General features: G+C 61.8%; 24 protein-coding genes and 2 pseudogenes. 14 read left to right on the top strand and 12 right to left on the bottom strand.

The window, feature by feature from the left end; all coding sequences use genetic code 11:
• Window positions 1-70 precede the first annotated feature (70 nt).
• From HU748_RS12130 to HU748_RS12120, 3 genes are all read right to left on the bottom strand, one after another.
• Window positions 71-214: a hypothetical protein gene (locus tag HU748_RS12130; protein ID WP_186720506.1), complete on the bottom strand. Its 144-nt coding sequence runs from the start codon at window positions 212-214 to the stop codon at window positions 71-73.
• A 223-nt stretch (window positions 215-437) separates the two neighbouring features.
• Window positions 438-4,565, bottom strand: a complete 4,128-nt coding sequence (locus HU748_RS12125) for a CheR family methyltransferase (RefSeq protein WP_186720504.1) — start codon at window positions 4,563-4,565, stop codon at window positions 438-440.
• Between the two features lie 76 nt (window positions 4,566-4,641).
• Window positions 4,642-4,869, bottom strand: coding sequence for a hypothetical protein (locus HU748_RS12120; RefSeq protein ID WP_186664153.1), 228 nt, complete (start codon window positions 4,867-4,869; stop codon window positions 4,642-4,644).
• A 226-nt stretch (window positions 4,870-5,095) separates the two neighbouring features.
• Between HU748_RS12120 and HU748_RS12115 the strand changes: the two genes are divergently transcribed.
• From HU748_RS12115 to HU748_RS12095, 5 genes are read left to right on the top strand one after another with little or no spacing between them, the layout of a single operon-like run.
• Window positions 5,096-5,632 (top strand): chalcone isomerase family protein, encoded by a 537-nt coding sequence (locus tag HU748_RS12115; RefSeq protein ID WP_186720502.1) that lies wholly within the window; start codon window positions 5,096-5,098, stop codon window positions 5,630-5,632.
• 2 nt (window positions 5,633-5,634) lie between these two features.
• Window positions 5,635-6,171 carry a DUF3833 domain-containing protein gene (locus HU748_RS12110; protein ID WP_186664157.1) on the top strand — a complete coding sequence of 179 codons (537 nt, stop codon included), beginning with the start codon at window positions 5,635-5,637 and terminating at the stop codon, window positions 6,169-6,171.
• Window positions 6,168-6,473 carry a DUF6482 family protein gene (locus tag HU748_RS12105; protein WP_186664159.1) on the top strand — a complete coding sequence of 102 codons (306 nt, stop codon included), beginning with the start codon at window positions 6,168-6,170 and terminating at the stop codon, window positions 6,471-6,473. The genes HU748_RS12110 and HU748_RS12105 overlap by 4 nt, the downstream gene beginning before the upstream one ends.
• A gap of 8 nt (window positions 6,474-6,481) precedes the next feature.
• Entirely contained in the window at window positions 6,482-8,008 is a 1,527-nt protein-coding gene (locus tag HU748_RS12100; protein WP_186720500.1) for a cryptochrome/photolyase family protein, read from the top strand.
• Window positions 8,005-8,187 carry a DUF2256 domain-containing protein gene (locus HU748_RS12095; RefSeq protein WP_186664163.1) on the top strand — a complete coding sequence of 61 codons (183 nt, stop codon included), beginning with the start codon at window positions 8,005-8,007 and terminating at the stop codon, window positions 8,185-8,187. Before HU748_RS12100 ends, HU748_RS12095 begins: the two co-directional genes overlap by 4 nt.
• Here the strand turns inward: HU748_RS12095 and HU748_RS12090 are convergent.
• The 7 genes from HU748_RS12090 to HU748_RS12060 form a co-directional block, all read right to left on the bottom strand.
• Entirely contained in the window at window positions 8,125-8,613 is a 489-nt protein-coding gene (locus HU748_RS12090) for a DUF2878 domain-containing protein (RefSeq protein WP_186720499.1), read from the bottom strand. The genes HU748_RS12095 and HU748_RS12090 overlap by 63 nt on opposite strands.
• Window positions 8,613-9,875: a cyclopropane-fatty-acyl-phospholipid synthase family protein gene (locus tag HU748_RS12085; RefSeq protein WP_186664167.1), complete on the bottom strand. Its 1,263-nt coding sequence runs from the start codon at window positions 9,873-9,875 to the stop codon at window positions 8,613-8,615. Before HU748_RS12085 ends, HU748_RS12090 begins: the two co-directional genes overlap by 1 nt.
• Window positions 9,850-10,659, bottom strand: a complete 810-nt coding sequence (locus HU748_RS12080; RefSeq protein ID WP_186664169.1) for a DUF1365 domain-containing protein — start codon at window positions 10,657-10,659, stop codon at window positions 9,850-9,852. The genes HU748_RS12085 and HU748_RS12080 overlap by 26 nt, the downstream gene beginning before the upstream one ends.
• Complete coding sequence (locus HU748_RS12075; protein WP_186720498.1) at window positions 10,656-11,903, bottom strand: FAD-dependent oxidoreductase; 1,248 nt, start codon at window positions 11,901-11,903, stop codon at window positions 10,656-10,658. The genes HU748_RS12080 and HU748_RS12075 overlap by 4 nt, the downstream gene beginning before the upstream one ends.
• 3 nt (window positions 11,904-11,906) lie before the next feature.
• Window positions 11,907-12,662 carry an SDR family NAD(P)-dependent oxidoreductase gene (locus HU748_RS12070; protein WP_186664173.1) on the bottom strand — a complete coding sequence of 252 codons (756 nt, stop codon included), beginning with the start codon at window positions 12,660-12,662 and terminating at the stop codon, window positions 11,907-11,909.
• Window positions 12,659-13,081: a nuclear transport factor 2 family protein gene (locus HU748_RS12065; RefSeq protein WP_186707704.1), complete on the bottom strand. Its 423-nt coding sequence runs from the start codon at window positions 13,079-13,081 to the stop codon at window positions 12,659-12,661. The genes HU748_RS12070 and HU748_RS12065 overlap by 4 nt, the downstream gene beginning before the upstream one ends.
• A 100-nt stretch (window positions 13,082-13,181) precedes the next feature.
• Window positions 13,182-13,628 carry a PAS domain-containing protein gene (locus HU748_RS12060; protein ID WP_186720497.1) on the bottom strand — a complete coding sequence of 149 codons (447 nt, stop codon included), beginning with the start codon at window positions 13,626-13,628 and terminating at the stop codon, window positions 13,182-13,184.
• Window positions 13,629-13,781: 153 nt separating this feature from the next.
• On the opposite strand from HU748_RS12060, the gene HU748_RS12055 reads away from it, so the two are divergent.
• The 3 genes and pseudogenes from HU748_RS12055 to HU748_RS12045 all read left to right on the top strand — a co-directional run bounded on the left by HU748_RS12055 (window position 13,782) and on the right by HU748_RS12045 (window position 15,645).
• Window positions 13,782-14,669: a MerR family transcriptional regulator gene (locus HU748_RS12055; protein WP_186720496.1), complete on the top strand. Its 888-nt coding sequence runs from the start codon at window positions 13,782-13,784 to the stop codon at window positions 14,667-14,669.
• Window positions 14,670-14,787: 118 nt separating this feature from the next.
• On the top strand, window positions 14,788-14,949 hold the full coding sequence (locus HU748_RS12050; protein ID WP_186720494.1) for a hypothetical protein: 162 nt from the start codon (window positions 14,788-14,790) through the stop codon (window positions 14,947-14,949).
• A gap of 171 nt (window positions 14,950-15,120) precedes the next feature.
• Window positions 15,121-15,645, top strand: a pseudogene (locus HU748_RS12045) (hypothetical protein).
• A gap of 134 nt (window positions 15,646-15,779) precedes the next feature.
• Here the strand turns inward: HU748_RS12045 and HU748_RS12040 are convergent.
• A pseudogene (locus HU748_RS12040) lies at window positions 15,780-15,899 on the bottom strand (DJ-1/PfpI family protein); the annotation flags it as partial.
• A 308-nt stretch (window positions 15,900-16,207) separates the two neighbouring features.
• Here HU748_RS12040 and HU748_RS12035 point away from each other — a divergent pair.
• Window positions 16,208-16,450 carry a hypothetical protein gene (locus tag HU748_RS12035; RefSeq protein ID WP_186720492.1) on the top strand — a complete coding sequence of 81 codons (243 nt, stop codon included), beginning with the start codon at window positions 16,208-16,210 and terminating at the stop codon, window positions 16,448-16,450.
• Entirely contained in the window at window positions 16,447-17,244 is a 798-nt protein-coding gene (xth, locus tag HU748_RS12030; protein ID WP_186720490.1) for an exodeoxyribonuclease III, read from the top strand. The genes HU748_RS12035 and xth overlap by 4 nt, the downstream gene beginning before the upstream one ends.
• A 28-nt stretch (window positions 17,245-17,272) precedes the next feature.
• Here the strand turns inward: xth and HU748_RS12025 are convergent, their stop codons facing one another.
• Window positions 17,273-17,764 carry a DUF1543 domain-containing protein gene (locus HU748_RS12025; protein WP_186720488.1) on the bottom strand — a complete coding sequence of 164 codons (492 nt, stop codon included), beginning with the start codon at window positions 17,762-17,764 and terminating at the stop codon, window positions 17,273-17,275.
• A gap of 1,211 nt (window positions 17,765-18,975) precedes the next feature.
• On the opposite strand from HU748_RS12025, the gene HU748_RS12020 reads away from it, so the two are divergent.
• The 4 genes from HU748_RS12020 (at window position 18,976) to HU748_RS12005 (ending at window position 24,470) form a co-directional block, all read left to right on the top strand.
• Window positions 18,976-20,052, top strand: coding sequence for a YadA-like family protein (locus tag HU748_RS12020; RefSeq protein ID WP_186720486.1), 1,077 nt, complete (start codon window positions 18,976-18,978; stop codon window positions 20,050-20,052).
• Window positions 20,053-20,123: 71 nt separating this feature from the next.
• Window positions 20,124-21,281: a cationic peptide resistance protein CprA gene (cprA, locus tag HU748_RS12015; protein ID WP_186720484.1), complete on the top strand. Its 1,158-nt coding sequence runs from the start codon at window positions 20,124-20,126 to the stop codon at window positions 21,279-21,281.
• A 139-nt stretch (window positions 21,282-21,420) separates the two neighbouring features.
• Complete coding sequence (locus HU748_RS12010) at window positions 21,421-22,113, top strand: response regulator transcription factor (RefSeq protein ID WP_186720482.1); 693 nt, start codon at window positions 21,421-21,423, stop codon at window positions 22,111-22,113.
• 32 nt (window positions 22,114-22,145) lie between these two features.
• Window positions 22,146-24,470: an ATP-binding protein gene (locus tag HU748_RS12005; protein ID WP_186720480.1), complete on the top strand. Its 2,325-nt coding sequence runs from the start codon at window positions 22,146-22,148 to the stop codon at window positions 24,468-24,470.
• The last annotated feature ends 69 nt before the right edge of the window (window positions 24,471-24,539 follow it).

Raw genomic sequence — 24,539 nt, 5'->3', positions numbered from 1 at the left:
AGCGACCCGTGGCGGATCGAGAGGGTTCAGCAGGATTGACGAGTGGCGCTACCTGGAAAGCGCCGGGCCTTCAGCCGTGGGATTGCTCTTCTGGGGCGACCTGGCCTTCCGGCCATTCGGGTGCCTCTTGTTGGGGATTGGGCGCAGGTATCTTCTCGCCGGGATCGTGTGGGACTTCATCGACATAAGGATCTGGATGATTGGGGTCGCTCATGGTCGGTCTCCTGGGCAGGTAGGTCAGTCGCTTTTATCAACCATGACGGTGTACCTCTGGTCGAACACAGGAACGCCTGTGTTCAGTTGTGACTAGGGCGCGAGTCATCGCACTGCAAAGATTCTCGGATTTCCAGACCAGTTGCCTGAAGGACCGCCGGACAAACATTTAGCGGGTGAACAACAGCAGTGCAGGGAGTGGCCTTCAGCGGTGCTGAGCCCGTTCAATAGGGCACCGACCCGCACAGTGTCTCTATGGCCTCGACCAGGTCGTCATAGCCCACCGGTTTGTTCAGGTGGCGGTCGAAGCCCGACTGGCGTGAGCGGTACTGGTCGGCGCTGGCGCCGTAGCCGGTCAGGGCAATGGCCGGTGTGTAGCGCAGGTGTTCCAGGCCCCGTAGCGCCTTGATCAGGGCATGACCGTCCATTACCGGCATGCCGATATCGGACAGGATGATCTCGTAGCGTCCGTCGGCGGCGGCCTCGAGCGCTGCTTGCGGGTCGCTGTAGGCCTCGACGTTCGCACCTTCCATCTCCAGCAACTGCTGCATGACCTCGAGGATTTCCTTCGAGTCGTCTACCAGCAGCACCTTGATACCATCCAGGCGTCCGTCGCTGGCCTGCTCGGGAGCATCTGGCGTGGCCTGGCGCTCGGGCGCGCACAACGGTAGGGAGACGGTGAAGGTGGTACCGCAACCAAGCCCCGCAGAATACGCCGCGACCGTCCCGCCATGGGCCTCGACCAACTGGCGCACCAGCGACAGGCCGATACCCAGCCCTTCGCGGCTGTTGCCGGACAACTGCGGTGCGGCCTGGGTGAACAGCTCGAAAACGCTCTCGAGGCTATCCTCGGTCAGCCCCACGCCCTGGTCGATCACCTCTAGCTGGGCCTGGCTGTCTCGCCTGGCGAGCACCACGCGAATCTCGGTGCCTGCGGGGCTGAACTTCAAGGCGTTGTTCAGGAGGTTCCAGATGATCTGCTCGAGCCGCGTGCCATCGGCCTCGACGTGAACGGGCGCGCCATCGGCCGGCAACACCAGGCGCACGGTGCAAGGATGCTGCTCGTTGAGCACCACCGCATGGATCCCCTGCAGCACTGCGCACAGGTCGATCACCTCGGTCTTGAGCTTGAGCTTGCCGGTGCGGATGCGGGCGACATCGAGCAGGTCGTCGATGATTCGTGCCTGACTGGATACCGCATCACAGATGATCCCGACCGCCTTGCTGGCGGCACTGGCGGACTTCACCGAGGGCGAGCGCCGCAGGATCTCGGCGTTGAGCTGGATCAGGTTCAGCGGGTGCTTGAGTTCGTGGGACATGACGGCGAAGAACTCGTCCTTCATGTGGCTGCTGCTCTGCGACTCGGCCAGTTGCTTGCTCTGTTCGTCGTGCAGGCGCTTGTGGCCGGTGAGGTCGCGGGCGATCTTCACGTAGCCGCGCAGGCTGCTGCCCTTGAGGCGGGACACTTCGCCGCTGCAGTAGAAGCGGCTGCCATCCTTGCGCACGTGCCAGCGCTCGTCCTGGCCGCGGCCATGGAGGCGGGCGCTGCGCAGCTCGCGCTCTGGCACACCGCTGGCCTGGTCCTGCTCGGTGAAGATCAGTTGGTAGTGGTGGCCGAGGACTTCGTCCTTGCCATAGCCGAAAATCAGCGCGGCACCGGTATTCCAGTCAGTGATCAGGCCTTGTTCATCAAGCAGGATGATGGCGAAGTCATGGGTGCTTTCCGCTACCAGACGCATGCGTTCCTCGCCCTGGCGCAAGCGTTCCTCCGCGGCGCGGCTCTGGCTGATGTCGATGAAGGTCAGTACGGTGCCATCGACATTGCGCTCGCTCGCCCGGTAGGGCAGCAAGCGGGCCAGGTACCAGTGCTGGTTGTGGCCGACCACCTCGCGTTCGATAGTGGTCTCGCGCTCGACCACCGCACGGGCGTCGTCGGCCAGGCCAGGGTAGTCGAGACGATGGGTGATATCGAGTAGCGAGCGCCCGGTGTCCACCGGCAGCATGCTGAAGATGTCCGCGGCGCGGGGCGTGAACCAGCGGATGCACAGGTTGCGGTCGACGAAGACCGTGGCGATGTCGGTCGAGGCGATCAGGTTGCTGAGGTAGTCGTTGACCTTGTCGGTCTCCTCGACCTTGGTCTTGAGCTCGTAGTTGACCGTCAGCAATTCTTCGTTGATCGACTGCAGCTCTTCCTTGCTGGTTTCCAGTTCCTCGCTGGCCGAACGCAGCTCCTCGTTGATCGCTTGCATTTCCTCGTTGGAGGCAGTCAACTCCTGGCTGGAAAACTCCGATTGCTCAATGGTCTCCTGCAGTTGCAGCCGCGTGCGATGCAGTTCGCGCTCCAGGTTGCTCAACACCATGCCTTCGGTCTGCTCGACGGCGGCGCTGGTACTGGCGCTGCTGTCGACTTCGATCGCCTGGAACACCACCAGCAGGCAGTCGGTGCCACTGGGGTCGTCCTGGTGCGGCTGCACCAGGATTTGCACGGCCGTGGGATGTTCGTCGAGGCTGACCGAGACACTGCGCGAGGTCACCGCCTGGCCGCTGCCTTGCGCCTGCAGCAAGGTACTGCGCAAGGCCGGTCGCAACGGCGCGATGATCAGGCTGAGCAGGTTGTGGCTGAGCTCGCCACCGGCGTGGTGCAGGAAGCGCCCGACACCTTCACTCATGTGCAGGATATTGCCCTCGGTATCGATCACCAGGCTGGGCGGCGTGCAGCGGGCGAGGGCGCGGTGATGGATCTCGGCGTAGGACAAGCGGCGACTGCTGCGTGCGCGGGCCGGTGGTGCGAGCGCAGGCTCCGGGGCCTGCAGGCGCGGCGGATGGCTGGTGGTCTGCACTTCCCGGGCGCGGAAGATGCGGTTGCGTTTGTCCACGGCGACGAACAGGTCGGCCGCAAGGTCCGTCGACTCGGAGCTGCCAAGGAACAGATGGCCGCCCGGACGCAGGGCGAAATGGAACAGGCGCAGGATATCGCGCTGCACCTCGCGGTCCAGGTAGATCAGCAGGTTGCGGCAGACGATCAGGTCGAGCTGGGAGAATGGCGGATCGGACAGCAGGTTGTGACGGGCGAACAGGACCTTTTCCCTGATTTCCTTGCACACCCGCAAGTGCTGGTCCTCCTTGATGAAGAACTGGCGCAGGCGTGCCGCCGACACGTCGGTGGCGATGGCGTCCGGATACCGGCCGGCGCGACCGATGTTGATGGCGCGTTCGTCGAGGTCGGTGGCGAATACCTGTACTTGGGCGCTGCGCTGTTCCACCGCCAACTGCTCGGTCACCAGCATCGCCAGGCTATAGGCCTCCTCGCCGGTGGAGCAGCCTGCTGACCAGAGGCGTACCTCGTGCGCGGACTCTTCACTGGCATCCTTGTTGACCAGGCCCGGCATCACATGGCGCTGCAACGCCTCGAACGCCTCGCGATCGCGGAAGAAGTTGGTCACTCCGATCAGCATGTCGGCCAGCAGTGCCCGCGACTCCTCCGGGTGGTGCTGCAGGAAGTCGAGATAGCCGGCCAGCTCTGTCTGGCCGGTGACATGCAGGCGGCGTTCCAGGCGGCGCAGTACGGTGGCGCGCTTGTAGTGGCTGAAGTCGTGTCCGGTCTCGCCTTGCAGCGTCAGCAGGATCTCATCCAGCAGCGGGTCGCTCGCCGCCGGATCACCCTCGCGCTCTCCCAATGGCGGCGGCAGGCTGTCGTCTTCGATTTCCGGCAGTTTCACCTGCCGCGCCGTGCGCCACAACTCGACCAGGCGCGCAGGCATTTCAGCTACTGGCAGCAGCAGGTCAACCATGCCGGTGGCCAGCGCCGCACGGGGCATGTCGGGGTACTCGGCATCATCGGGTGCCTGCACCAGGGTCACGCCACCTTGTTCCTTGATGCGCGACAGGCCTACGGCGCCGTCGCTGCCGGTTCCCGAGAGCACCACGCAGAATGCATGGTCCTTGTGCACGTCGGCCAGGTCGCGAAAGAACAGGTCGATGGCCACATGATCGCCGCGGCCGCGCTTGGCTGGGCTGACCCGCAGGTAGCCGTCGTTGGTCGAGAGGCGATTGGCTGGCGAGATCACGTAGACATGGTTGCGTTCGATCGGCACCGGCTCGCTGACCTGGCGTACCGGCATGCGGGTGACCGCCTGGATGATCCGGTCAGCCTGGCTCTGGTGATGGGGGGAGAGGTGCAGGACGACAACGAACGCCATGCCGGAGTCGTCCGGGGCGTGCCGGAAGAACCGGCGGATCGCTTCCAGGCCGCCGGCCGAGGCGCCGATGCCGACCACGGGGAAATCCAGATGGCTGGGGCTGAGCGCCGGATTGTGCGGCGAGGCGAGGGACGGTTTGCTGGACGACTTCATGGCATCAGCCTTATACGGACCTGGAAATGGCCTGGGGCGAATCGCCGGGCACTGGGCGCAGATTATAGGCTGGCGCTCACTTTGGCGATGAGCGGTTGCCCTCAAGGAGGGCCAGATGCTCGATGGCCTCCTGATAACGCTCGGCTGCCTTGCGCCGCAGCTCCTGGTAATGGCCGAAGTCGAAGGCGTCGAGCCCGACGCCTTCGAGTAGGGCAAAGGCTGCGCGGTCGAGTTCATAGGCGCTGGCGAACAGCCGGCGATTCTGCTCCAGAGCGAGCTGTTGGCAGGCGCGGGTCATGGGCATGGGAGCTCCGGTAGGCGAAGTGGTATTCAGACCTACGACTACCGCGCAGGCAAATAAGTGCGAACGTTTTGACCGGATAGCTCGACCGGCAGCTCTTTTCGATTTCGGCTGCGACCAACGACTGTGCCCGTGGCTTGGAGGCGAATGGCAAAAAACTGTACATGCCAATAAAATATCTGTACATCATGCTATCTTTGTACAGTATTGGGCCGCGCTTGAGGTCAATATGGTTCACCGTGCTCGTTGGACGTGCCTTTGCCTGCTGATCGTTGCGTTTTCGGCGACGGCGGACTGGCGCTCGCAGTTGCCCGGTGCGCAGCGGTTGGGTGCGGGTGAGTTCACTTGGTTCGGCCTGCGTCTTTACACCGCCCAGCTATGGACGCTGGGGCCGGCGCTGGACTGGAACCAGCCGTTCGCCCTCGAGCTTCTCTATCACCGGTCGTTGTCCAAGGACACGCTGGTACAGGCCAGCCTCGAGGAAATGCATCGTCTCAACGCTGGCGGCATTGCGCCGCAGCAACGCCCGGCTTGGACCCAGGCGCTTGAAGCGGCATTCGTGGACGTGCGCCCCGGGATGCGAATTACAGGCTTGTACCTGCCGGGGCAGGGGTGCCGCTTTTACGTCGACGGTGAATTGAGCCGCGAAATCACTGACCCGGCCTTTGCCCGGGCGTTCTTTGCCATCTGGCTCGATCCACGTGCCAGGGATCCACAACTGCGTCAGCGCCTGCTCGGGCTGGCTGGCAGTGAACGAGGACGCTGAATATGTACAAAGCACTGTTGCTGGCGTTGTGTCTGCTTCTGGGCAGCTGTGGCAATGTCGGGGTCGAACGCTATGCCCAGGAGCAGCCGAAGCTCGACCTGGTGGCGTTCTTCTCGCGGCCGGTACAGGCCTGGGGGATGTTCCAGAAGCGCTCCGGTGAGGTAATCAAGCGCTTTCATGTGCGCATCGATAGCCGTCGTGAAGGTGAGCATCTGATCCTCGAAGAACATTTTCTGTACAGCGATGGCACCCGTCAGGAACGCACCTGGCGGTTGGTGCCCGACGGCCCTGGCCGCTGGCGCGGAACGGCGGGGGACGTCATTGGCGAGGCGAGGGGGGAAGTGGCGGGTAACGCGTTGCGCTGGCGTTATCAGCTTGACCTGCCTGTCGATGGGCGTAACTGGCAAGTGGACCTGGACGACTGGATGTACCTGATGGATGACGACACCCTGATCAATCGCTCGAGTATGAGCAAGCTGGGCGTGGAAATCGGCCAGATCACCCTATTCTTCCGCCGCCTCCCGGAGAGTACGCCGTGAACCTGGTCACGCTGTTTCAATGGGTCACGACCGGCGAAGCGAAGGCGCTGGAACTGCTGTCGCTGGAGGGCGGCTTCTACCTCCTGCGTGCCTTGACCGACGCTGGCCCCGTGACTCTCAACGATGCCCATGGGCAGCCCCTGCGCGTGCGCTCCACCACCGAGCTACGCCAGTTGCTGACGGGCCTGCCATCCGTGCCCTGCACGCTGGTGCAGCACGTGGTACATGATGAGATGTGCGGGCAACGTGACGGCCCCATCGAACCACTGCGCGTCCCGATAACGCTCGCCAGCCAGTGGTAGGCGAAACGATGCGCCTGGGCCTGGTGCTGGGTGACCAGCTGTCGTTCGACCTGGCGAGCCTGAGCGCTCTCGATCCTGCCCGTGACGCTATCTTGATGGCGGAGGTGGAGGGTGAGGCCCGGTACGTGCCGCACCATCCACTGAAGATCGTTCTGATTTTCAGCGCCATGCGGCACTTCGCTCGGTGCCTGCGCGAGCGGGGTTGGCAAGTGCACTATGTCGAGCTCGATGCTGCAGGCAACAGCGGCAGCATCGTTGGCGAGTTGTGTCGCTGGCAACAGGCCTTGGGCGCCACGCAGATCCACCTGACCGAGTGCGGCGAGTGGCGTCTGGAGCAGGCATTGCGTGATGCCGGGTTGCCGCTGGTGTGGCACCGTGACCGGCGTTTTCTGTGCTCGCGCGAAGCCTTTGGGCGCTGGGCCGCTGAGCGGCGCCAACTGCGCATGGAGCACTTCTACCGTGGCATGCGCAAGCGCACCGGCCTGCTGATGGAGCTCGATGGCAGCCCGGCAGGTGGAGCCTGGAATTTCGATGCCGACAATCGCAAGCCGTTGCCGCGTCAGCTACGTGGCCCATTCGCTGCGCATTTTGCGCAGGACGAGATCACAGCAGCGGTGCAGGCGCTGGTAGGTCAGCGCTTCAGCGACCACTACGGGGCCACCGACGGCTTCGACTATCCAGTAACCCATGCCCAGGCCCAGCAGCTCTGGCAACACTTTCTAGAGTTTGGCCTGGCGGCTTTCGGGGACTACCAGGATGCGATGGCCGAGGGCGAGCCGTATCTGTTTCATGCACGTATCAGTGCAGCGCTCAACATCGGGCTTCTGGATGTGCGTAGCCTGTGTGAAGACGTCGACAGGGCGTGGCGCGAGCGGCGAGTGCCGCTCAATGCAGCCGAAGGCTTCATCCGCCAACTGATAGGCTGGCGCGAGTATGTGCGCGGGATCTATTGGCTGCGCATGCCGGAGTACGCCGGGCTCAATCACCTGGGCAACGAGCGGGCGTTGCCGGAATTCTACTGGACCGGGCAAACCCGTATGCGCTGCATGGCGCAAGCCATCGGGCAGACCTTGCGGCTGGGTTACGCGCACCACATCCAGCGGCTGATGGTGACCGGAAACTTCGCCTTGCTGGCCGGTATCGTGCCGACGGCGATTTGTGAGTGGTATCTGGCGGTCTACATGGACGCTTTCGACTGGGTCGAGCTGCCCAACACGCTTGGCATGGTGATGCATGCCGACGGTGGCTACCTTGGGTCCAAGCCCTACTGTGCGAGTGGTCGTTACATCCAGCGCATGTCCGACCATTGCGCGTCTTGCAGTTACCGGGTTGGCCAGGTAACCGAGGAGGATGCTTGCCCGTTCAATGCCCTGTACTGGCATTTTCTCATTCGCCATCGCACCGTGCTTTCGGCTAACCCGCGGCTGGCGCTGGCCTATCTTGGGCTCGATGGCATGTCGGCCAGCCGTCGCGATGCCGTATGGCAACGCGGCCAGTCATTGTTGGCGCGACTGGATGCCGGGCAGCCGATATGAAAAAGAGCCTGTTGCCCAGCAAGATCTGTGTGGTCTGTGGCCTGCCGTTCAACTGGCGCAAGCGCTGGGCGCGCTGCTGGGAACAGGTGCGCTATTGCTCTGAGCGATGCCGCAGGTCAGCGCCACGCCGCCAGGCGCAAGAGCAGGGGCAAGGTGAAGGCCCAGATGGGCGCCAGTAGCAGGCCGGTTTCCAGCGTGCCCAAAGGTAATCCCACCCCGGCCAGCCTGGCGCCCGCCAAGTAAGCCAGTGGGCCGCTGATTGCGCCCAGCAGTGCACCGAGCCGCCAGTCCCTGGCGATCCATGCCAGGCTGTGGCGCATGCCGCTGGCCAGCACCAGCCACAGCAGCGCGAGCCACGGTGGCAGCGGCCAGGCATCGAACGCGAATACCCCCAGCGCTCCCAGCACCGTATCGAGCAGGGAGCCGGCCAAGGTAACGCGCCACAGCGCCTTGAACTCGCCGCTGACGTCTCGGCTCAGGCGCAGGTGCACGCCCAGGCCGAGGATCACCAGCAGCAAGAGCCAGGGCCGTTCTGCACCCAGTACGCAGGCCCACCAGCCGACCTGCAACCAAAGGGCATTGGCGACCAGCCTGCCGCCGTGCATCAGGCATGGCCTGGCAAGGGCGCACGACGTGCCTGGGGCGCGGCCAACAGCAGGTGGGCAACGCCGATGGCGCGCTCCTCGAAGCCGCCTTGGCAGTAGCACAAGTAGAATTCCCACAGGCGCTGGAACATGTCGTCGTAGCCCAGGTCGGCCAGCGCCGTGCGTGCCTGACGCAGGTTTTCCCGCCAATGCTGCAGGGTGAGGGCGTAGTCCTGGCCGAAATCCTCCATATGTACAAGGTTCAGCGCAGTGTGCCGGCTGGCAGTGTCGAGCATCACGCTCAGCGAAGGCAGGGCGCCTCCGGGGAAAATGTAGCGCTGGATGAAGTCCACCGAGCGGCGTGCCTGGTCGTAGCGCTGGTCGCGAATGGTGATGGCTTGCAGCAGCATCAGGCCATCGGGCTTGAGCAGCGCGGCACACTGGCGGAAGTACACCGGCAGATAACGATGGCCGACCGCTTCGATCATCTCGATCGATACCAGTTTGTCGAAACGGCCTTCCAGGTCGCGGTAGTCCTCGCGAAGTACCGTTATGCGCTGCTCCAGGCCCAGCGCCCGAACGCGGTCCAGGGTATGGCTGTACTGCGCTTCGGAGAGGGTGGTGGTGGTAACCCTGCAGCCGTATCGGGTGGCGGCGTGAATCGCCAGGGAGCCCCAACCGCAGCCAATTTCCAGCAGGTGATCGTCAGGGCATAGCTCAAGTTTCTGGCAGATGCGCTCCAGCTTGTTCACCTGAGCGTGTTCCAGTGTCTGCCCGGGATGCTCGAACTGGGCTGCCGAATACATCATGGTGGGGTCCAGCAGCCGCTCGAACAGGGCGTTGCCGAGGTCGTAGTGCGCCAGAATGTTGCGTCGGGCACCGCGCCTGCTATTGCGGTTGAGCCGGTGCAGCAGCCGCAGGGCAGGGCGGCCGAGGCGCGCCAGGCCGCCCTCGAGCGCGTCGAGCACTTCAAGGTTGGCGACGAACAGGCGCGTCACCCGCGCAAGGTCCGGGCTGCGCCAATAGCCGTGGATGTAGGCTTCGCCAGCACCGATCGAGCCATTGCCGGCGATCAGGCTCCAGGTGGCGTCATCGAGCACCTCCACCTCGGCCTGCAACGGGCTCTCGGTATCGCCAAAACTCCACTGCTGGCCGTGGCACAGCAGGCGCAAGTGACCGTGGCGCAGCTTGCCCATTTGGGCGAGCACGGCGCTTCGTGCCAGACCGCCGAGCAACGGCGCAAGGCCGGCGAACTTGCTAACGCTCAGGGTGTGATTCGACATCATTCGTGTCCTCGCAGGAGTGGCCGAGCGCCAAGTGATTCTGGCGGGCAGTGTGGTCATGGATGGGGGTGCGTTTGAACAGCAGGCGCAGTGCCTGCCAGTAGATAGCCGAGAGGGTGCGCAGGCTCATCCACGGGAAGGCCAGGATGTATCGATGCAGGCCGGCGCGGTCCAAAGGCTGGCGCTGCAAGGCGAGGTCTGCCTTGAACACCGTGCGCTCGTGTTGCCGGTTCTCCATATGGATACGTATATGTTGCGCATCCAGGGAGAAGCGAAAGCGATAGTCCATGTCCAGTGGCATGAACGGCGACACGTGGAAGGCCTTCGCCACCGTGAAGGGTGTGCCGAGGTTGTCGTGCACCGGCAGCACGTAGTGGAAGCGTTCACGCCAGGGGGTGTTTCGTACTTCCAGCAGGATCGCCACCAGGTTCGCGTCGCGGTCATGGCAGAAATAGAAACTCACCGGGTTGAACGACAGCCCCCAGCAGCGCAGTTGCGTGAGCAGGTGGACCGGGCCTTCGGGCATATCCCCCGTGGCCTGGCGGACGATCAAGCGCGCGGCCTGTGCCAGCGTCTGTCCCTGCTGGGTCAGCGCTGGCAGGTAGTCGGTCTGGCGAAAGCTGAGCGGTGCCAGGCGCCAGCGCCCTAGCCAGCGTGACAGGCTCATCAGCCAGGTTTGCTCGTCCAGATCCAGGTAGAACATGCCTGTTCGATAGCGGAACGCGTGGGCGCGCGGCGTCAAGCGACGGTGGCTGATCCAGCCCAGGCAGAGGCTGCTGTTCACAGCTGCACCCCGAAATGCGCGGCCACCTTCAGCGCACTGACCACACCGTCCTCGTGAAAACCATTTCCCCAGTAGGCACCACAGAAGTAGCTGTGCTGCTGGCCTTGCAGCTCTGACTGCCGAGCCTGCGCCGCGGACGCGGCGAGGCTGTACTGCGGATGGGCGTACTGAAAGCGGGCAATCACCTGCGCAGGGTCTATCAATGCGGTCTGGTTGAGGCTCACGCAGAAGGTGGTCGGTGCCTGGATACCTTGCAGGATATTCATGTTGTAGGTCAGCGCGGCGGGAGCCTGCTGTGGGCCTCCCAGGCGGTAGTTCCAGCTCGCCCAGGCGCGCTTGCGGCGCGGCAGCAGGCGGGTGTCGGTGTGCAGTACGACATCGTTGCTGGCGTAGCCGATGGCCCCGAGCACTGCACGTTCCTGTGTGCTGGGGCTTTCCAGCATGGCCAGGGCCTGGTCGCTATGGCAGGCGAACACCACGGTGTCGAAGCGTTCGGTGCCGGCTGCGCTCACGACGGTCACGCCACCTTCGTCGCGGCTGACCCGGTGAACCTTGCAGTCCAGGCGGATGCTGTCAGCGAAGGGGCGGCACAGTGGCGCGATGTAGCTGCTCGAACCACCTTTGATGACCCGCCACTGTGGACGGTGGTTGACCGACAGCAAGCCGTGGTTGCGACAGAAACGGACGAAGAACTCGAGGGGGAAGTGGAGCATGTCGGCGCGGGACATCGACCAGATGGCCGATCCCATCGGCACGATATAGTGGTCGATGAAGCGCTGCCCATAGCCCTGCGCCTGAAGGTAGCTACCCAGCGTGGTGTTGGCATCGATCCGCTGGCTGTCCAGGTCGGTCAGTGCCTGGCGGTTGAAGCGCAGAATATCCCGCAGCATTCCCCAGAAGCCTGGGGAGATCAGGTTGCGGCGTTGTGCGAACAGTGTGTTCAGGTCGTGGCCGTTGTACTCAAGGCCTGTGGCCGGGTCATGCACGGAAAAACTCATTTCGGTGGGCTGTGAGGTGACCTTGAGCTGGTCGAGCAGCCGAATGAAGTTGGGGTAGGTCCAGTCGTTGAACACGATGAAGCCGGTGTCTATTGCATGGCGCTGGCCCTTCCAGACCACATCGAGGGTGTGTGTGTGGCCACCGATCCAGCGCTCGGCTTCGAAAACCGTGACCTGGTGGTTGCGCGACAGCAGATGGGCGCAGGTCAGCCCGGCGATGCCGCTGCCGATGATTGCTATACGCATGAATCAACCTTCCTGTTCATGACGGGCGAGGCGTTGCCCCAGGGCCAGACGCAGACGCGCCGGTAGCGCACCGAGCAGGCGCAATACACAGGTGAAAAGACCGGGGAAGTTGATTTCCACGGGGCGGTGGGGCAAGCGTCTGGCGATGTGTCGGGCGGCGCGCTGCGCACTCCACAGCTGCGGCATGGGGAAGTCGTTGCGGCGTGTCAAAGGTGTGTCGACAAAGCCAGGGCTGACCAAGGTGACTGCGATACCCTCGCGGGCCAGGTCGATCCGCTGTGATTCCATCAAATAGCGCACCGCAGCCTTGGAGGCGCCATAGGCACCGGCGCGGGGCAAGGCCAGCCAGGTCACCGAGCTGCCCATCACCACCAGGTGAGGGCGCTGGCCCTTGCGAAGCAGGGGCAGTGCCGATGCCATGCAGTAGGCGACACTGAGCAGGTTGGTGCGCATCACGCGCTCGACCAGCGCCGGATCGAACTGCCCCGGCTCCAGGTATTCGCAGGTGCCGGCATTGAGAATGACCATGTCCAGGCCTCCCCAGGCCTGTTCGATCTGCGCGGTGATCGCGGCGATATCCTCTGGGTCGTCAAGATCGCCGATGGCCAGCAGTACCTGCCCAGGAAACTGTTCGGCCAGGGGTGCAAGGCGATTGGCCTGGCGTGCGCCCAGGGCCACTTGATGGCCTTGCTCCAGCAGGATGCGAGCGAGCTCGGCACCGATACCGCTGCTAGCGCCGGTCAACCAGCAGCGGCTCATGCCAGCCTGCCTTTGAGCCAGCGGATTGCGCCGCCCATGATCGGAAGGTGTTCGTAGATGAGGGCGCCGGCGTCGAAATAGTCCTGGTGAAAATGCACACGGTCGCGCCAGTGCAGGCAACTGCACCCTTGCAGCGTGATCTGCCGACCCCCGGCCAGGCGTGGGTGGCGGAACTGCAGGGTCCAGCGCAAGTAGCCCTGACCGGGGCTTACCTCGTCGGCGCTGATGAAGGCATAGCGGATATCGCTGGCGTTGGCGTACAACTGCTCGAAGTAGGCTCGCAGCGCCTGCAGGCCCTGTATGTGGTGCAGAGGGTCGCGAAAAGTAATGTCCTCGCTGTACAGGTTTTCCAGCCTGTCGAGGTTAGCCCCATCGAGACTGGCGAAGCGCTCGGCGAATTGCTGTAGGTATGCAGACATGCTGGGCTCCAGGTAATCCTGTACAAAATATATTTGTTGTACAGGTATAGCTGAAGCCCAAGGATTAATCTATACAGATTGAGGGTTGTGTATTGATTTTTTAGCGCTCGTCCTGCCCGAGCTGACGGCGCAGCAGGGCCAGTTCAGCCTCCAGCTCGCGCACCTTTTCCTCGGCGCAAACCTGTGCTGTCACATCGCGCTGGATGCCGATGTAGTACGTCAGCTGGTCTGCCTCGTTGTACACGGGGGTGATGGACAGCTCGTTCCAGAACAGGCTTCCGTCCTTGCGATAGTTGCGCAGTACCTGACGGCAGGGGCTGCCATCGCGGATCGCAGCGCGGATGCTAGCGAGGCCTTCCTGGTCATGATTCTCGCCCTGCAGGAAACGGCAATCCTGATAGAGGATGTCGTCGGCGGCATAGCCGGTCAGTCGCTCGAAGGCGGGGTTGACGTAGATGAGGATGCTGTCGTCGCCCTCCTGCTCGGCAACCACGATGCCATCGTTCGAATGCTCGACCATCAGTTGAAGGAGTTTCGCGGGGATCATAGGGCCCACCTACAGGCGTTTTATATGCGAGATGCGCAGGTTGCTTCTATGTGGAAGACCTCGGCGCCGTTGGTTGCATGATGGACCATGGAGGCTCGCCGCAGAAAGTCCATATGAGTTTAGAATGCTCGATCTACCGGATATTCTCTGATTATGACTGACACCACCCCACCCGATTTGCTACCCATGCGCGATGTGGTCTGCTTGACCGGCATCAATCCGGTCACGTTGCGCGCCTGGGAGCGGCGCCATGGGTTGATACACCCGCAGCGCACCGAGGGCGGCCATCGCTTGTACACCGCCCGGGATGTGCAACGCATACGCGACATCCTGCGCTGGACTGCCAACGGCCTGCCTATCAGCAAGGTCGGCGACAGGCTCGCCGGCCGGCCTGAGGCACCAGTGCAGCAGCCCTCGGCCTTCGACGAATGGCGAGACGCTGTGGTGCGTGCATCCGAGGCATTCGATGCACAGGCGTTGGAGGGGATTCATGGCCAGTTGTTCACTCTGTTTCCCAAGACCTCCGTGCTGCGTGAAGTGCTGATGCCGGTTTGGTATGAGTTGGCGTCAGGAGCGGCTCCAGGCCAGCGTAGCCAATGGCTGTTTCTCGATACGTTCCTGCGTGCCCGCTTGCTTGCGCGCCTGCACTTGAATCAGATCCCCGCACCGCGGGTGCTGCTGGCAAGCACCGAGGGGCAGGCCGAATTCGAGGTGCTGTGCGCTGGGCTGATGTTGAGCAGCGAGCAACAGCGCATCGACGTACTGGGCTGCGGGCAGTCGTTGGAAGACTTGCCGTTATTGTGTACGGCCATGCAGCCCGCGGCGCTGGTGATAAAAGTCCAGGCGCCGGTAAGCACCGCCTTGGCCAGGCGCTTGCGGACCTTGCAGATGGACATTGCCTGCCCGCTGGCCTTGGTTGGCGAGCGGTTGGCTGATTCGCTGCACGCGTTGAGTGGAATCCCGTTATGCCTGCTGGACGAGGGAGGCGTTGACGCTGCGCGCAGGCTGAGTGCGTTGCACCGTGGCGCGCTTGACCTTTGACCCAAACGCCTGATCCTGATCTGGATGTTGGCGCGTTAAGCCGGCCTAGGCTCCAAGCATGGAACTTTGCCCCACGGATTGGCTTCCCTTGTTCAAAGGCCAAGCTGAGGAGAGCAGCATGAAGAAAGAAACCCAGACTAAAAAGCCGGGGGCGCAGACCGGGACTCAGGGGGAGGAGGAGCGAGACAACGACGCCCTTCGTCCGGACGGATCTACCGGTACATCACATGACTCGACGGCGCAAAAAACGGCCCGTGATCATGGTCAGCACAAACGCTGAAACTGCCACCCGAAAGGGTTGAGGCTCGCCACGTTTGCGAGCCTCTGGGGCGGAGCAGGGAAATCGCAGGTGAGTCGTCAATTGCATGGAATTCTCGGTCCCATCGCCTGTTCTACCGGACTCAGCTCCTGGCTCATCTCGTAGCTCGGACCCCACTTTCCGGAGCAGCGAATGCCTCGAATAATTACCCCAGCGACCCCTGAACACGAGATCAGCGAGCACAACGCCAGGATGTTCGGCTCTCCCAAGTAGCGTCTTGACTTCTACCGTCGCGAGATCCAGTACGAAACCAGCATCCTGGCCAATCGCACGGATGCCTACCTGGCGGCGCAATCGTTCCTGGTCATCGCGTTCGTCTCTTCCATGGGCAACCTCAATCAAGGGTGGGGCGAAATGTTCACCCTGATCGTGCCGGCGTTCCTCGCCTTGCTCGGGGTATTGAGCTCGCTCAACGCCTGGCCTGGCATACGGGCTGCGTACAACATCATCGATCACTGGCAGCTCAAGCAAAGCCACCTGCTGCGCAGCGAGCCGTTGATGGGGCTGGCGTACGACGAGTCGCCGCTGTTCTGCGAGGCAGAGACCTCGCGTGCAGGGCATCGAAAATCGCTGCTGTTTTCGCTTCGCAAGCCGTGGATCTTTCTGGTTTTCTGGATGCTGCTGGGAAGCTACTCGGTCTACATCCAACTGGCCTGAACGCATCGATCCTGGAGGTTCGAGTATCCAGAGCCTGCCGCTGGCTGAACGGGCGAGATGCGCCGCAGCATCAAGCTCAGCACCTTCAGTCTTTGGATAGTCTGCATTCGGCCAGCGCCAGCGGTCAGGAGACGCTAGCCAGCAAGGGCCTTGATCAATAGTTCGTTGAATGCGGGTATATGGTCAGGCTTACGGCTGGTGATCAGGTTGCCGTCCACCACGATCTCTTCATCGACCCAACGGCCACCTGGATTTCACTGGTGAGAAGTTCCAATGCCATGCGTCAGCGGCCTGCTAGGGTCTGTATGAAAAGCCTTGAGACGAAGGTCAGGCAAGGCGAAAACAGCCGAGGAACGGCCGGGGTCGCGCTCGACTTTACGGGTTGTAAATGAGCATTCCGAGGCTGTTTTCAACGCAGCATCACCGAGTATCAAGGTTTTTCATACAGAGCCTAGGCAGACCAATGGACAATAAATAGACGGGCTGTCCGGGTAGACAACTGCGGTTGAACATTGCGCGCAGCTCAGGCTCTCACAAGCAGAGGTATAACGAGGCCGCCATCATGAGCATCGAACGCAGCATTCCCGAACTTGAAGCCTGGTACGCACAGTACGACGACGTCAGTTACCGGCGCGAGTCGCCGGATGCCTACCACCATGAACTGGTTCGCACCGCCGAGGCGCTGCGTGACGATGGTGCCATCGACTGGGATGACTGGCTGGCGCTGAAGGCATTGGCCGATCAGGCCCATGTCCGGGCACTGGAAGACGCCGTCCAGGCTCACTTGAACGACCCTGACACATGAAAGCGCTGAAGATTGCCACCTTCAATATCAATGGCATCCGCAGCCGCCTGCCCGCGTTGTTGGCCTGGCTGGCGCGGGAGCAACCGGACATCGTCTGCCTGCAGGAATTGAAGGCGGCCGATCAACAGTTTCCTCGCGAGGCGCTTGAAGCGGCGGGTTATGGCTGCCTTTACCAAGGGCAACCCTCTTGGAACGGCGTTGCAATCCTGGCGCGCGATAGCGAACCGCTGGAGGTCCGTCGTGGGCTGCCCGGCATGGAGGACGACGAGCAGAGCCGCTATCTCGAAGCTGCGGTGCATGGCGTGCTGGTGGGCTGTCTGTATCTGCCCAATGGCAACCCGCAACCCGGCCCGAAGTTCGAGTACAAATTGCGCTGGTTCGAGTGCCTGATCAAGCATGCCCAGGCACTGCATGGCAGCAGCCATCCCACGGTGCTGGCGGGCGATTTCAATGTCGTGCCGACTGATCTGGATATCTACAACCCACGCTCGTGGCTCAAGGACGCGCTGCTGCAACCTGAGTCACGGGCGTGCTTCGAACAGTTGCTGGCGCAGGGCTGGGTCGATGCTGTTCGCCACCTGTACCCAGAGCAGCGCATCTACACGTTCTGGGATTATTTTCGCAATCACTGGGCGCGCAATGCCGGACTGCGGATCGACCACTTGCTGCTCAATCCCGACCTCGCCCCCTTTCTGAAGCGGGCGGGTGTGGATGCCTGGGTACGCAACGAGGCCAAGGCCAGCGATCATGCGCCGGTCTGGATCGAACTGGGCAGGCGCCGCCAGCAACGTTAGCGGTCGGCGTTTCGGTCAATACCGTCGCTCAGATGACGATGTAGTCGCTGTGCTGTAGCGTGCCTCGATGTTCGCCCTCGACCAGGTGCACGTAACGGCCGTCGACCAGGTCCACCGGCAGGCAGTCGTCGACATCCACCACTGTGTCGGTATGCGGCTTCAGCCAACCGGCTGCCATGCGTTGCTTGCCAATCTGCTTGGCGGCGGCCTTGTCGGGAGCCGTTACCAGCAAGTAGCGGTGATCCTCGCCAAACACGCCAGGTGCGTAGCCTCCCAGGTTCAGCAAGAACAAGCGCATGGCGCCGGGCGGTGGTGCGGCGTGGCCGAGCTCGACGCGATAGCCATCCACACCGTGGACTTCCAGCCAGGAATCGATGTGCAAGCCTTTAGGGCTGCCGAACCAGGCGCTGCGCAGCTGCGGGTAGGTCTGGTCGAGCGAGTCGGCGTGGGCGAACACCACGTCGTGGACTTCGATGCTGGCTCGAGGATGCCTTCCTCCCAGCATGACAACGTAGAGCATGGTTGAGCCTGTGGAGCGGGTCAGGGGATCACATGTTGGCATAGCGCTTCGTTGATTGCTCGGCGGCGTAATGCTCAACATGCGCAGCAGGGTTTATCTGATGGTTGCATCGGCTTTTTCCTGATTTTTAAGAATCCTCCGATATTGCTCCTCGAGTATTTGCTGGAGGATAGAGCTCGTGTTCAGGGGTGGGTGCTTTCGGGTTCCATAAGTTGACACTGAGCGTGTGACGAAACTTATTGGAATGCCAAGGACTTGCGTCAGCTCGAAAGAGCCTGCTCTTTGAAGAAAGCGCCTGGTGGATGCGGGCGCTGGGTGCATTAAAGCCCAGGGATGGGCATCTTCTTTATGAGAGCCTTTAATTTCGCCCGCCTGTACACATTCACTGTTCGAGTTGCTCGCGCGGCTTGAAGGTATCTCGATGCATTCGTTTTTTCGGTCGCCGAGTTGCGGGTGATTCACCTGGGCGCTGATGTTGCATTTCGAACTTCCAGGCGATCGGTCGTCACTGGACTGGATGCCTGTGCGCGAAGAGCGGCTCCCTATCGCAAACGAGTCGAGGTGATTGCCTCGATTGATTATTGGATTGAAGGGGTTGGTGGTTCGTCATGAAGTCGAAAATGAATATCAAGTTTGCGCCGGGCAGGCAGCGGTGGGTGGGTGGTGTACTGGTCTCATGTGTATTGGGTATGGGAGGCTCGCCACTGGCATGGGCTGTACAAGTTGCCGATGTGAAGGGGCCGGACCCAACGGCTGCGGATGATGCACGTCTGAAGGCGAGCGTGGATGTATTGGCGAAGAAGTTGGAGCAGATCGTTGCTATCGTTGGGCCTCCAGCAGTGCCTGGTCTTGCGACACAGAGCCTAAAGGCGTTTGAAAATAAAGGCGATGGCACTTTCGTGACAACTCGCATGTTGGCCGAACTAGAGGTTGCAAATTTTTCGTCGGCAGTGGAAATAGTTGGGGGAGTTTCAGCGGTAAAGCAGTTTGCTGATGGCGTCAAAGTGGCGAAGGATATGCTCGAAAATACCGCGGTTGGGGTTGTGCGATTTGGAAAGCAGTTCGACGCTCGTGGCGACTACATCGCGGAATCACTGGGGGGAGGTGCGAGTGTTCATCAAGAGTTAGACGCGCCTGTGAATGCGCCGATTAACGATGTTCTGAAGTTGCCAACTTTCCAGACGGCACGCGTCGATGCAAATGGTAATGCCTTGGCGTCGCCAGCAACGAGCAATAACGTAGCCGATGCATTGGTGGCCGTCGGCGAAAGCGTCAAGAACACTGCCAATGCTGCCGTCAAATACGACGACGCCAGTAACAAGGCTCAACTGACCCTCAATCCCGGTGGCCAGGCCGCGCGCCTGTCCAACGTCCAGGCCGGCGCACTGACTGCCAGCAGTACCGATGCAGTCAACGGCAGCCAGTTGTCGTCCTCGAACGAACGTATCGGTCAGCTCGGCACCCAGCTTGGCGAACTGGCCACACGTACCGGCAATGACATCGCTGCGGCCAAGGCTTACACCGATGCCAACGTCGTCACGGTGCGTCAGTCCATCGAGGCGGTGCAGGGCGTTGCGACCCAGACCGCGCAATCGGTGAGCAAAGTCAGCGCTGAGGTGGCCAACTTGCAGAAAGGCGTGGGCGGCGCTTTCCAGACCAGCGCCCGCAGCAACCTGCGTCAGCCTCAGGCTACCGGTAAAGACGCCGTGGCCGGTGGCGGCGCTGCTCAGGCTGCGGGTGACAACAGCGTGGCGATGGGCGCCCGAGCACGTGCCGAAGGCAGTGGCACCACTGCGGTGGGGAGTGATGCCAAGGCCACTGCCAGCAACAGCGTTGCCCTGGGCGCCAACTCAGTTGCCGACCGCAGCAACACGGTCTCTGTGGGGCAAGCCGGTGCCGAGCGGCAGATTACCAACGTCGCTGCGGGCAGCCGCGGCACGGATGCCGCCAACATTGCCCAACTGACTCGCGCCACGGCCGCTGCCACCGAGCAGGCGAATGCCTACACCGACCAGCGTTACGCGCAACTGCACCGCGACCTCAAGCAGCAGGACAGCACGCTCAGTGCGGGTATCGCTGGCGCCATGGCCATGGCCAACCTGCCGCGGTCGATGGTCGCCGGCGGCAGCATGACCTCGGTGGCGGTGGGCAACTACCGTGGCGAGTCGGCGCTGGCGGTGGGTGTCTCGTATGTCTCGCCCAGCGGTCGCTGGTCGACCAACTTCAGCGGGTCCACCAACACCCGCAACGACGCTGGTGCGGCAGTGGGCGTCGGTTATCAGTGGTAATCCGTTTCGATTAACGTTGAACGGCGAGGTGGGCGGGCGTGATCGCCTGTCTCGCCGATGGTTAGGAGTGTATGAACATGCAGATCGATGCTATAGCGAAAACCCGGGCTGCCATCAGTGAGCGGTTGTTGATCACAGGGGCAACAGGCTTTCTCGGTGGTTCGGTCGCCGCTCAACTGATCGCATACGGCTACGTTAGCCAGCTGTGCTTCCTGGTTCGGGCCAGCAGCCCGGAGCAGGGGTTGGAGCGTGTGCGTACCAATCTGAGCCTGCACGGTGTAGGGGAAGTCGGGCGGATGTCGCTCAACGCCGATCAGGTGATTTGTGGCGACCTGCTGGATACCTCCTGGCTTAAGCCCGAGTCACCGAGGTTGATGACGATCGATCGGGTCATCAACTGCGCGGCCGTGGCATCTTTTTCGAAGAATCCAAACATCTGGCCGGTGAACGTGGAGGGCACCTTTGCCTTTGCCAAGGCGATGAGCCGCATGCCGCGCCTGAAGCGCTTCGTGCATGTCGGAACGGCAATGAGCTGCGGCCCTGATCGCGATTCGCTGGTCAGTGAATCCTGGCGCTTTCCGCAGGCCGACGCACAACTGGTGCCCTATACCGCTTCGAAGGCCGAAATCGAGCGACGCATGCGTCAGGAACTGCCTGATCTACCCCTGGTCGTGGCCAGGCCTTCGATCGTGGTCGGACACCGCACCCTGGGTTGCCAGCCGTCGGGCAGCATCTTCTGGATGTTCCGCATGGGGCTGGCCCTGGAAAGCTTCACCTGTGATCTGGAAGAGAAGATCGATGTGATACCGGTCGACTATTGCGCCGATGCGCTGATCAATCTTGCGCTCAAACGCCATCTGCGGCATGACCTCTATCATATCTCCGCAGGCCGAGAAGCTGCCTGTACGTTTTCCGATATCGACCAGGCCTTTGCTGCTGCCTGCGCGACGCAGCCGGTGGGCGAGCGTTATCAGAAAGTGGGTGTCGAGGATCTGCCGGTGCTGGCGGCCGACTTCGAGTCTCGCATCGGTCCAGGCAACCCACGTCTGATCATGCGCGCTTTGCGCCTGTACAGTGGTTTCGCCAATCTCAACTACGTATTCGACAACAGCCGTTTGCTGGATGAAGGCATTACGCCGCCGCCGCGTTTTACCGACTATCTTGAAGCCTGTGTTCGAACGTCCAGAGGCGTCGCGATCACGCAACAGATGCAGTGGGACTTCAAGTGAAGAGCTGCGCGGTGTTGGCGTATGGCTATTATTTCAGCCAGGATAGGCAGGCGATGGCTGAACGCTTGCCGTGCGTTCGTTCAGGCGTGAGGCCCTCGCATCGGAATGCAAAAAGGTGCTGATCATAGATGGAGCTGACATGAGCGCTTCTTCCGCCATCATACGTGTTGCCGTGCTCGATGATCATGCTGTGGTGCGCTGTGGGGTTGTCGCGCGCATCGGCGAGGAGCCGGATATCCAGGTCGTGGGCAGCTACGCCTCCAGCCTGGAGATGATTACCGGCTTGCGCACTGCGCCTGCGGATGTGTTGCTGGTCGATTACACCCTGAGCCCGAACGAGCTCGATGGCGTTTCGCTGATCCGCGCCCTGATGTCCAGGTTTCCCGCCAGCGCGGTACTGATCTTTTCTTCGCACTATGAGCCTGCGATCGTAAGCCTGGCCATGCGTGTGGGCGCCTGCGGGTTTGTCGGCAAAACCCAGGACATGGCTCATATGATCAGCGGCATCCGCACCGTGGCCAGAGGCAAGACCTACATTGACCCGGACATGGCCTACCGTTTGGTGGAGGTCAGCGTCAATTCGGCCCTCCAGCGAGCACCGACGCCCTCGGTGGAATGCAACGCGGTGCGAGTCGAGGGGGTGCGGCTGTCAGCCAAGGAAAGCGAGGTCATTCGTTGTTTTCTTGCAGGCCTTACGGTCAGTGAGATCGCCCGCAAGTTCCAACGCAGTGAAAAGACCATCAGCACCCAGAAGTGGTCGGCCTTCCGCAAGCTGGGGGTGACCTCGGATGCCGAGCTGTTCAACCTCAAGCATCAGTCGGGTGCCTTTTGAGGTGTCTGGCGCTGCTCAGCTTGGTGACTCTGGTGAGCTTGGCACCGCCAGTGGCCGCGCAGAAATTCAGGCTGAGTGAAGAGGAGCGGGCCTGGATTCAGGCCAACCCTGTAGTCCGGGTCGCAGCCGACCGCCACTGGATGCCGATCGAGTACATGGAAGACGGTGAAATCAAGGGGCTGGCCGGAGAGTTGCTCGCCTTCATCGAACAAAGCACGGGGCTGCGCTTCCTCCCGGTGCCTAGTGGTGACTGGTCCTCGGTGGCCGGCCTGCTCGAGCGGCGTGAGGTGGATATGGTGTCGTCGCTTGTGCGCGATTTTGCCCAGCCGGCGTTTGCCGCACTGGTCAGCGAAACCCGTACGTACTACATCGGCAATACTTTCATTGTCGCGCTCGAAGACAATTCGATGGTCTTCGATGTCAAGCAACTGGAAGGTCGAGTGGTCGCGGTCAAGGGCGGTGGAGAATACGAGGCAAGGGTCCGCGCGCTGTACCCCGGAATAATCATACTGGCGACCCGCACCCCCGAAGACTCCCTGATTGCAGTAATAGAAGGGCGGGCCGATGCGGCCATGGGCGTGGGGCAGACGCTGCTGCCTTACCTGCGCAGGAAGTACGGTGGATTGCTGCAGGTCTCAGGAGGCATCGCCAGCCTTCCGATAGAGCTGACGATGGGTGTGCGGCGCGACCTGGTGATTCTGCACGGGATCATCGACAAGGCGCTCGCTTCAGTCAGCGCCGAGCGCGCCTATGAAATGGAGGAGCGAAGCTTCGATTACGCCACTTACGGTGCGCCGACGCTCAGGGTGATGTTCAGCTATTACGGGCCGATTCTTGGAGTGCTTGTCGTCAGCCTTCTGCTGATCCTCTTCTTCGCCTTTCATGCCCGTAAGGAACGGCGCGAGGCGATCCGCAGTGAAAGTGAGAAAAAGATGTTCATTGCAGTACTGACGCATGAAATACGTACACCGATGAACGCCATCATTGCGTCCATCGAGTTGCTGGGGCGCGGCGAAGAGCTTTCAGCCGAATCGCGCCGTTTGCTGGACCTGGCCAGAAGCGGGTCGGAAAACCTCCTCTATCTGCTCAATGATGTGCTTGACGTTTCAAAGCTGGAAGCTGGGCGCCTGCAGCTTGACCCTGCGCCGGTGGACGTCATGCGCCTGATCGGTTCGGTGGTCGACTTGTTCGCTGTAAAGGCGCGTGAGCAAGGGCTGACGCTGGAGTTGGTACAGGCATCTGGCATCCAGCAGTGGCTGATGCTGGACAAGGTGCGCATGGAACAGATTCTGCAGAACCTGATCAGTAATGCGATCAAGTTCACGGCGGCGGGGGGCGTGAAGGTGACGGTCGGGCTGAATACCGAGGCTTCATCACCGGGGATGGGCGAGTTGCGGATCCAGGTCATCGATACGGGTATCGGCATCGATTCCCATAGTCTGGAAAAACTGTTCGAGCCCTACACACAAGCCTCGGGTTCCGCCAGCCACCGCTCTGGCGGTACCGGACTGGGTCTGTTGATCTGCCGCCAGCTGTGCGAGCTGATGGGCGGGTCGATCGGGCTGTCCAGCGAGCCTGGCAAGGGTACAGTGGCCACGGTGGTGATCCCCTGTGAGCTGCATGAGCCCTCAATGCATCACGCTGCACAAACAGTCCCCGAAGCAGGCGCATTCCAGGTGCGTCAAGTCGAGCAGGCTTTGCAAGTCCTGCTGGTGGAGGACACGCCCGCCAACCAGATCGTGTTGCAAGCACAGCTGGAGGTTCTGGGTTGTCACTCGATGCTTGCACAAACCGGGGGCGATGCGTTGCTGGCACTTGAGCAGAACCGCTTCGACATCGTGCTGCTCGATTGCCAACTGCCGGATATCACGGGCTATGAGGTAGCTCGTCGCTGGCGACAGGCAGAGGTGGTGAACGGCGCGGCGCCAACACCTATCGTCGCAGTGTCGGCGCAGAACGACGCGGCACATACCATCGCCTGTTTCGACGCGGGGATGAATGGCGTGCTGGGCAAGCCGATAAGGCTGGGCAAGCTCAGAGACACGCTTGCGTTATGGGCTGACATGCACGTCGCTGAAGTGTTCGAGGACGCTCTGTCGGTCGGTACTCTGCAGGCAGCAGCCGATTCGCTGCAGATCGACGTGGACGCACTGGAGGCGGCGATCGATGGCCACGACAAGGACGCAGCGCTTTATCGCGCTCATCGATTGCTCGGCGCCTGTGCGGTACTCGGTTACCCCAGGATGATTCTTTGCCTTAAAGATCTTCAGTCTCATGTGCAAGTAGAGCGTTTCGAGCATGCCGGTAACGACGTGATGCACCTTCGCAAAGTGCTGGCGGAAAAGACCGCCCGCTGACACTTTTAACAACAATACACCGTTCCAACCCATCGCTGATTTGACGCTGGCCATTATTGGCCGGGCGGG

The organism is Pseudomonas sp. RW3S2 (genome assembly GCF_014268955.1).
GTDB lineage: Bacteria > Pseudomonadota > Gammaproteobacteria > Pseudomonadales > Pseudomonadaceae > Aquipseudomonas > Aquipseudomonas wayambapalatensis.
Note: the sequence above shows the minus strand (reverse complement) of the source record. Positions and strands in the feature narration are given on the sequence as shown.

Excerpts from the sequence above, each read along its gene's own strand:
- HU748_RS12130 (WP_186720506.1), bottom strand. The coding sequence starts at position 214 with ATGAGCGACCCCAATCATCCAGATCCTTATGTCGATGAAGTCCCACAC.
- HU748_RS12125 (WP_186720504.1), bottom strand. The coding sequence starts at position 4,565 with ATGAAGTCGTCCAGCAAACCGTCCCTCGCCTCGCCGCACAATCCGGCG.
- HU748_RS12120 (WP_186664153.1), bottom strand. The coding sequence starts at position 4,869 with ATGCCCATGACCCGCGCCTGCCAACAGCTCGCTCTGGAGCAGAATCGC.
- HU748_RS12115 (WP_186720502.1), top strand. The coding sequence starts at position 5,096 with ATGGTTCACCGTGCTCGTTGGACGTGCCTTTGCCTGCTGATCGTTGCG.
- HU748_RS12110 (WP_186664157.1), top strand. The coding sequence starts at position 5,635 with ATGTACAAAGCACTGTTGCTGGCGTTGTGTCTGCTTCTGGGCAGCTGT.
- HU748_RS12100 (WP_186720500.1), top strand. The coding sequence starts at position 6,482 with ATGCGCCTGGGCCTGGTGCTGGGTGACCAGCTGTCGTTCGACCTGGCG.
- HU748_RS12095 (WP_186664163.1), top strand. The coding sequence starts at position 8,005 with ATGAAAAAGAGCCTGTTGCCCAGCAAGATCTGTGTGGTCTGTGGCCTG.
- HU748_RS12090 (WP_186720499.1), bottom strand. The coding sequence starts at position 8,613 with ATGCACGGCGGCAGGCTGGTCGCCAATGCCCTTTGGTTGCAGGTCGGC.
- HU748_RS12085 (WP_186664167.1), bottom strand. The coding sequence starts at position 9,875 with ATGTCGAATCACACCCTGAGCGTTAGCAAGTTCGCCGGCCTTGCGCCG.
- HU748_RS12075 (WP_186720498.1), bottom strand. The coding sequence starts at position 11,903 with ATGCGTATAGCAATCATCGGCAGCGGCATCGCCGGGCTGACCTGCGCC.
- HU748_RS12070 (WP_186664173.1), bottom strand. The coding sequence starts at position 12,662 with ATGAGCCGCTGCTGGTTGACCGGCGCTAGCAGCGGTATCGGTGCCGAG.
- HU748_RS12065 (WP_186707704.1), bottom strand. The coding sequence starts at position 13,081 with ATGTCTGCATACCTACAGCAATTCGCCGAGCGCTTCGCCAGTCTCGAT.
- HU748_RS12060 (WP_186720497.1), bottom strand. The coding sequence starts at position 13,628 with ATGATCCCCGCGAAACTCCTTCAACTGATGGTCGAGCATTCGAACGAT.
- HU748_RS12055 (WP_186720496.1), top strand. The coding sequence starts at position 13,782 with ATGACTGACACCACCCCACCCGATTTGCTACCCATGCGCGATGTGGTC.
- HU748_RS12050 (WP_186720494.1), top strand. The coding sequence starts at position 14,788 with ATGAAGAAAGAAACCCAGACTAAAAAGCCGGGGGCGCAGACCGGGACT.
- HU748_RS12035 (WP_186720492.1), top strand. The coding sequence starts at position 16,208 with ATGAGCATCGAACGCAGCATTCCCGAACTTGAAGCCTGGTACGCACAG.
- xth (WP_186720490.1), top strand. The coding sequence starts at position 16,447 with ATGAAAGCGCTGAAGATTGCCACCTTCAATATCAATGGCATCCGCAGC.
- HU748_RS12025 (WP_186720488.1), bottom strand. The coding sequence starts at position 17,764 with ATGCTCTACGTTGTCATGCTGGGAGGAAGGCATCCTCGAGCCAGCATC.
- cprA (WP_186720484.1), top strand. The coding sequence starts at position 20,124 with ATGAACATGCAGATCGATGCTATAGCGAAAACCCGGGCTGCCATCAGT.
- HU748_RS12010 (WP_186720482.1), top strand. The coding sequence starts at position 21,421 with ATGAGCGCTTCTTCCGCCATCATACGTGTTGCCGTGCTCGATGATCAT.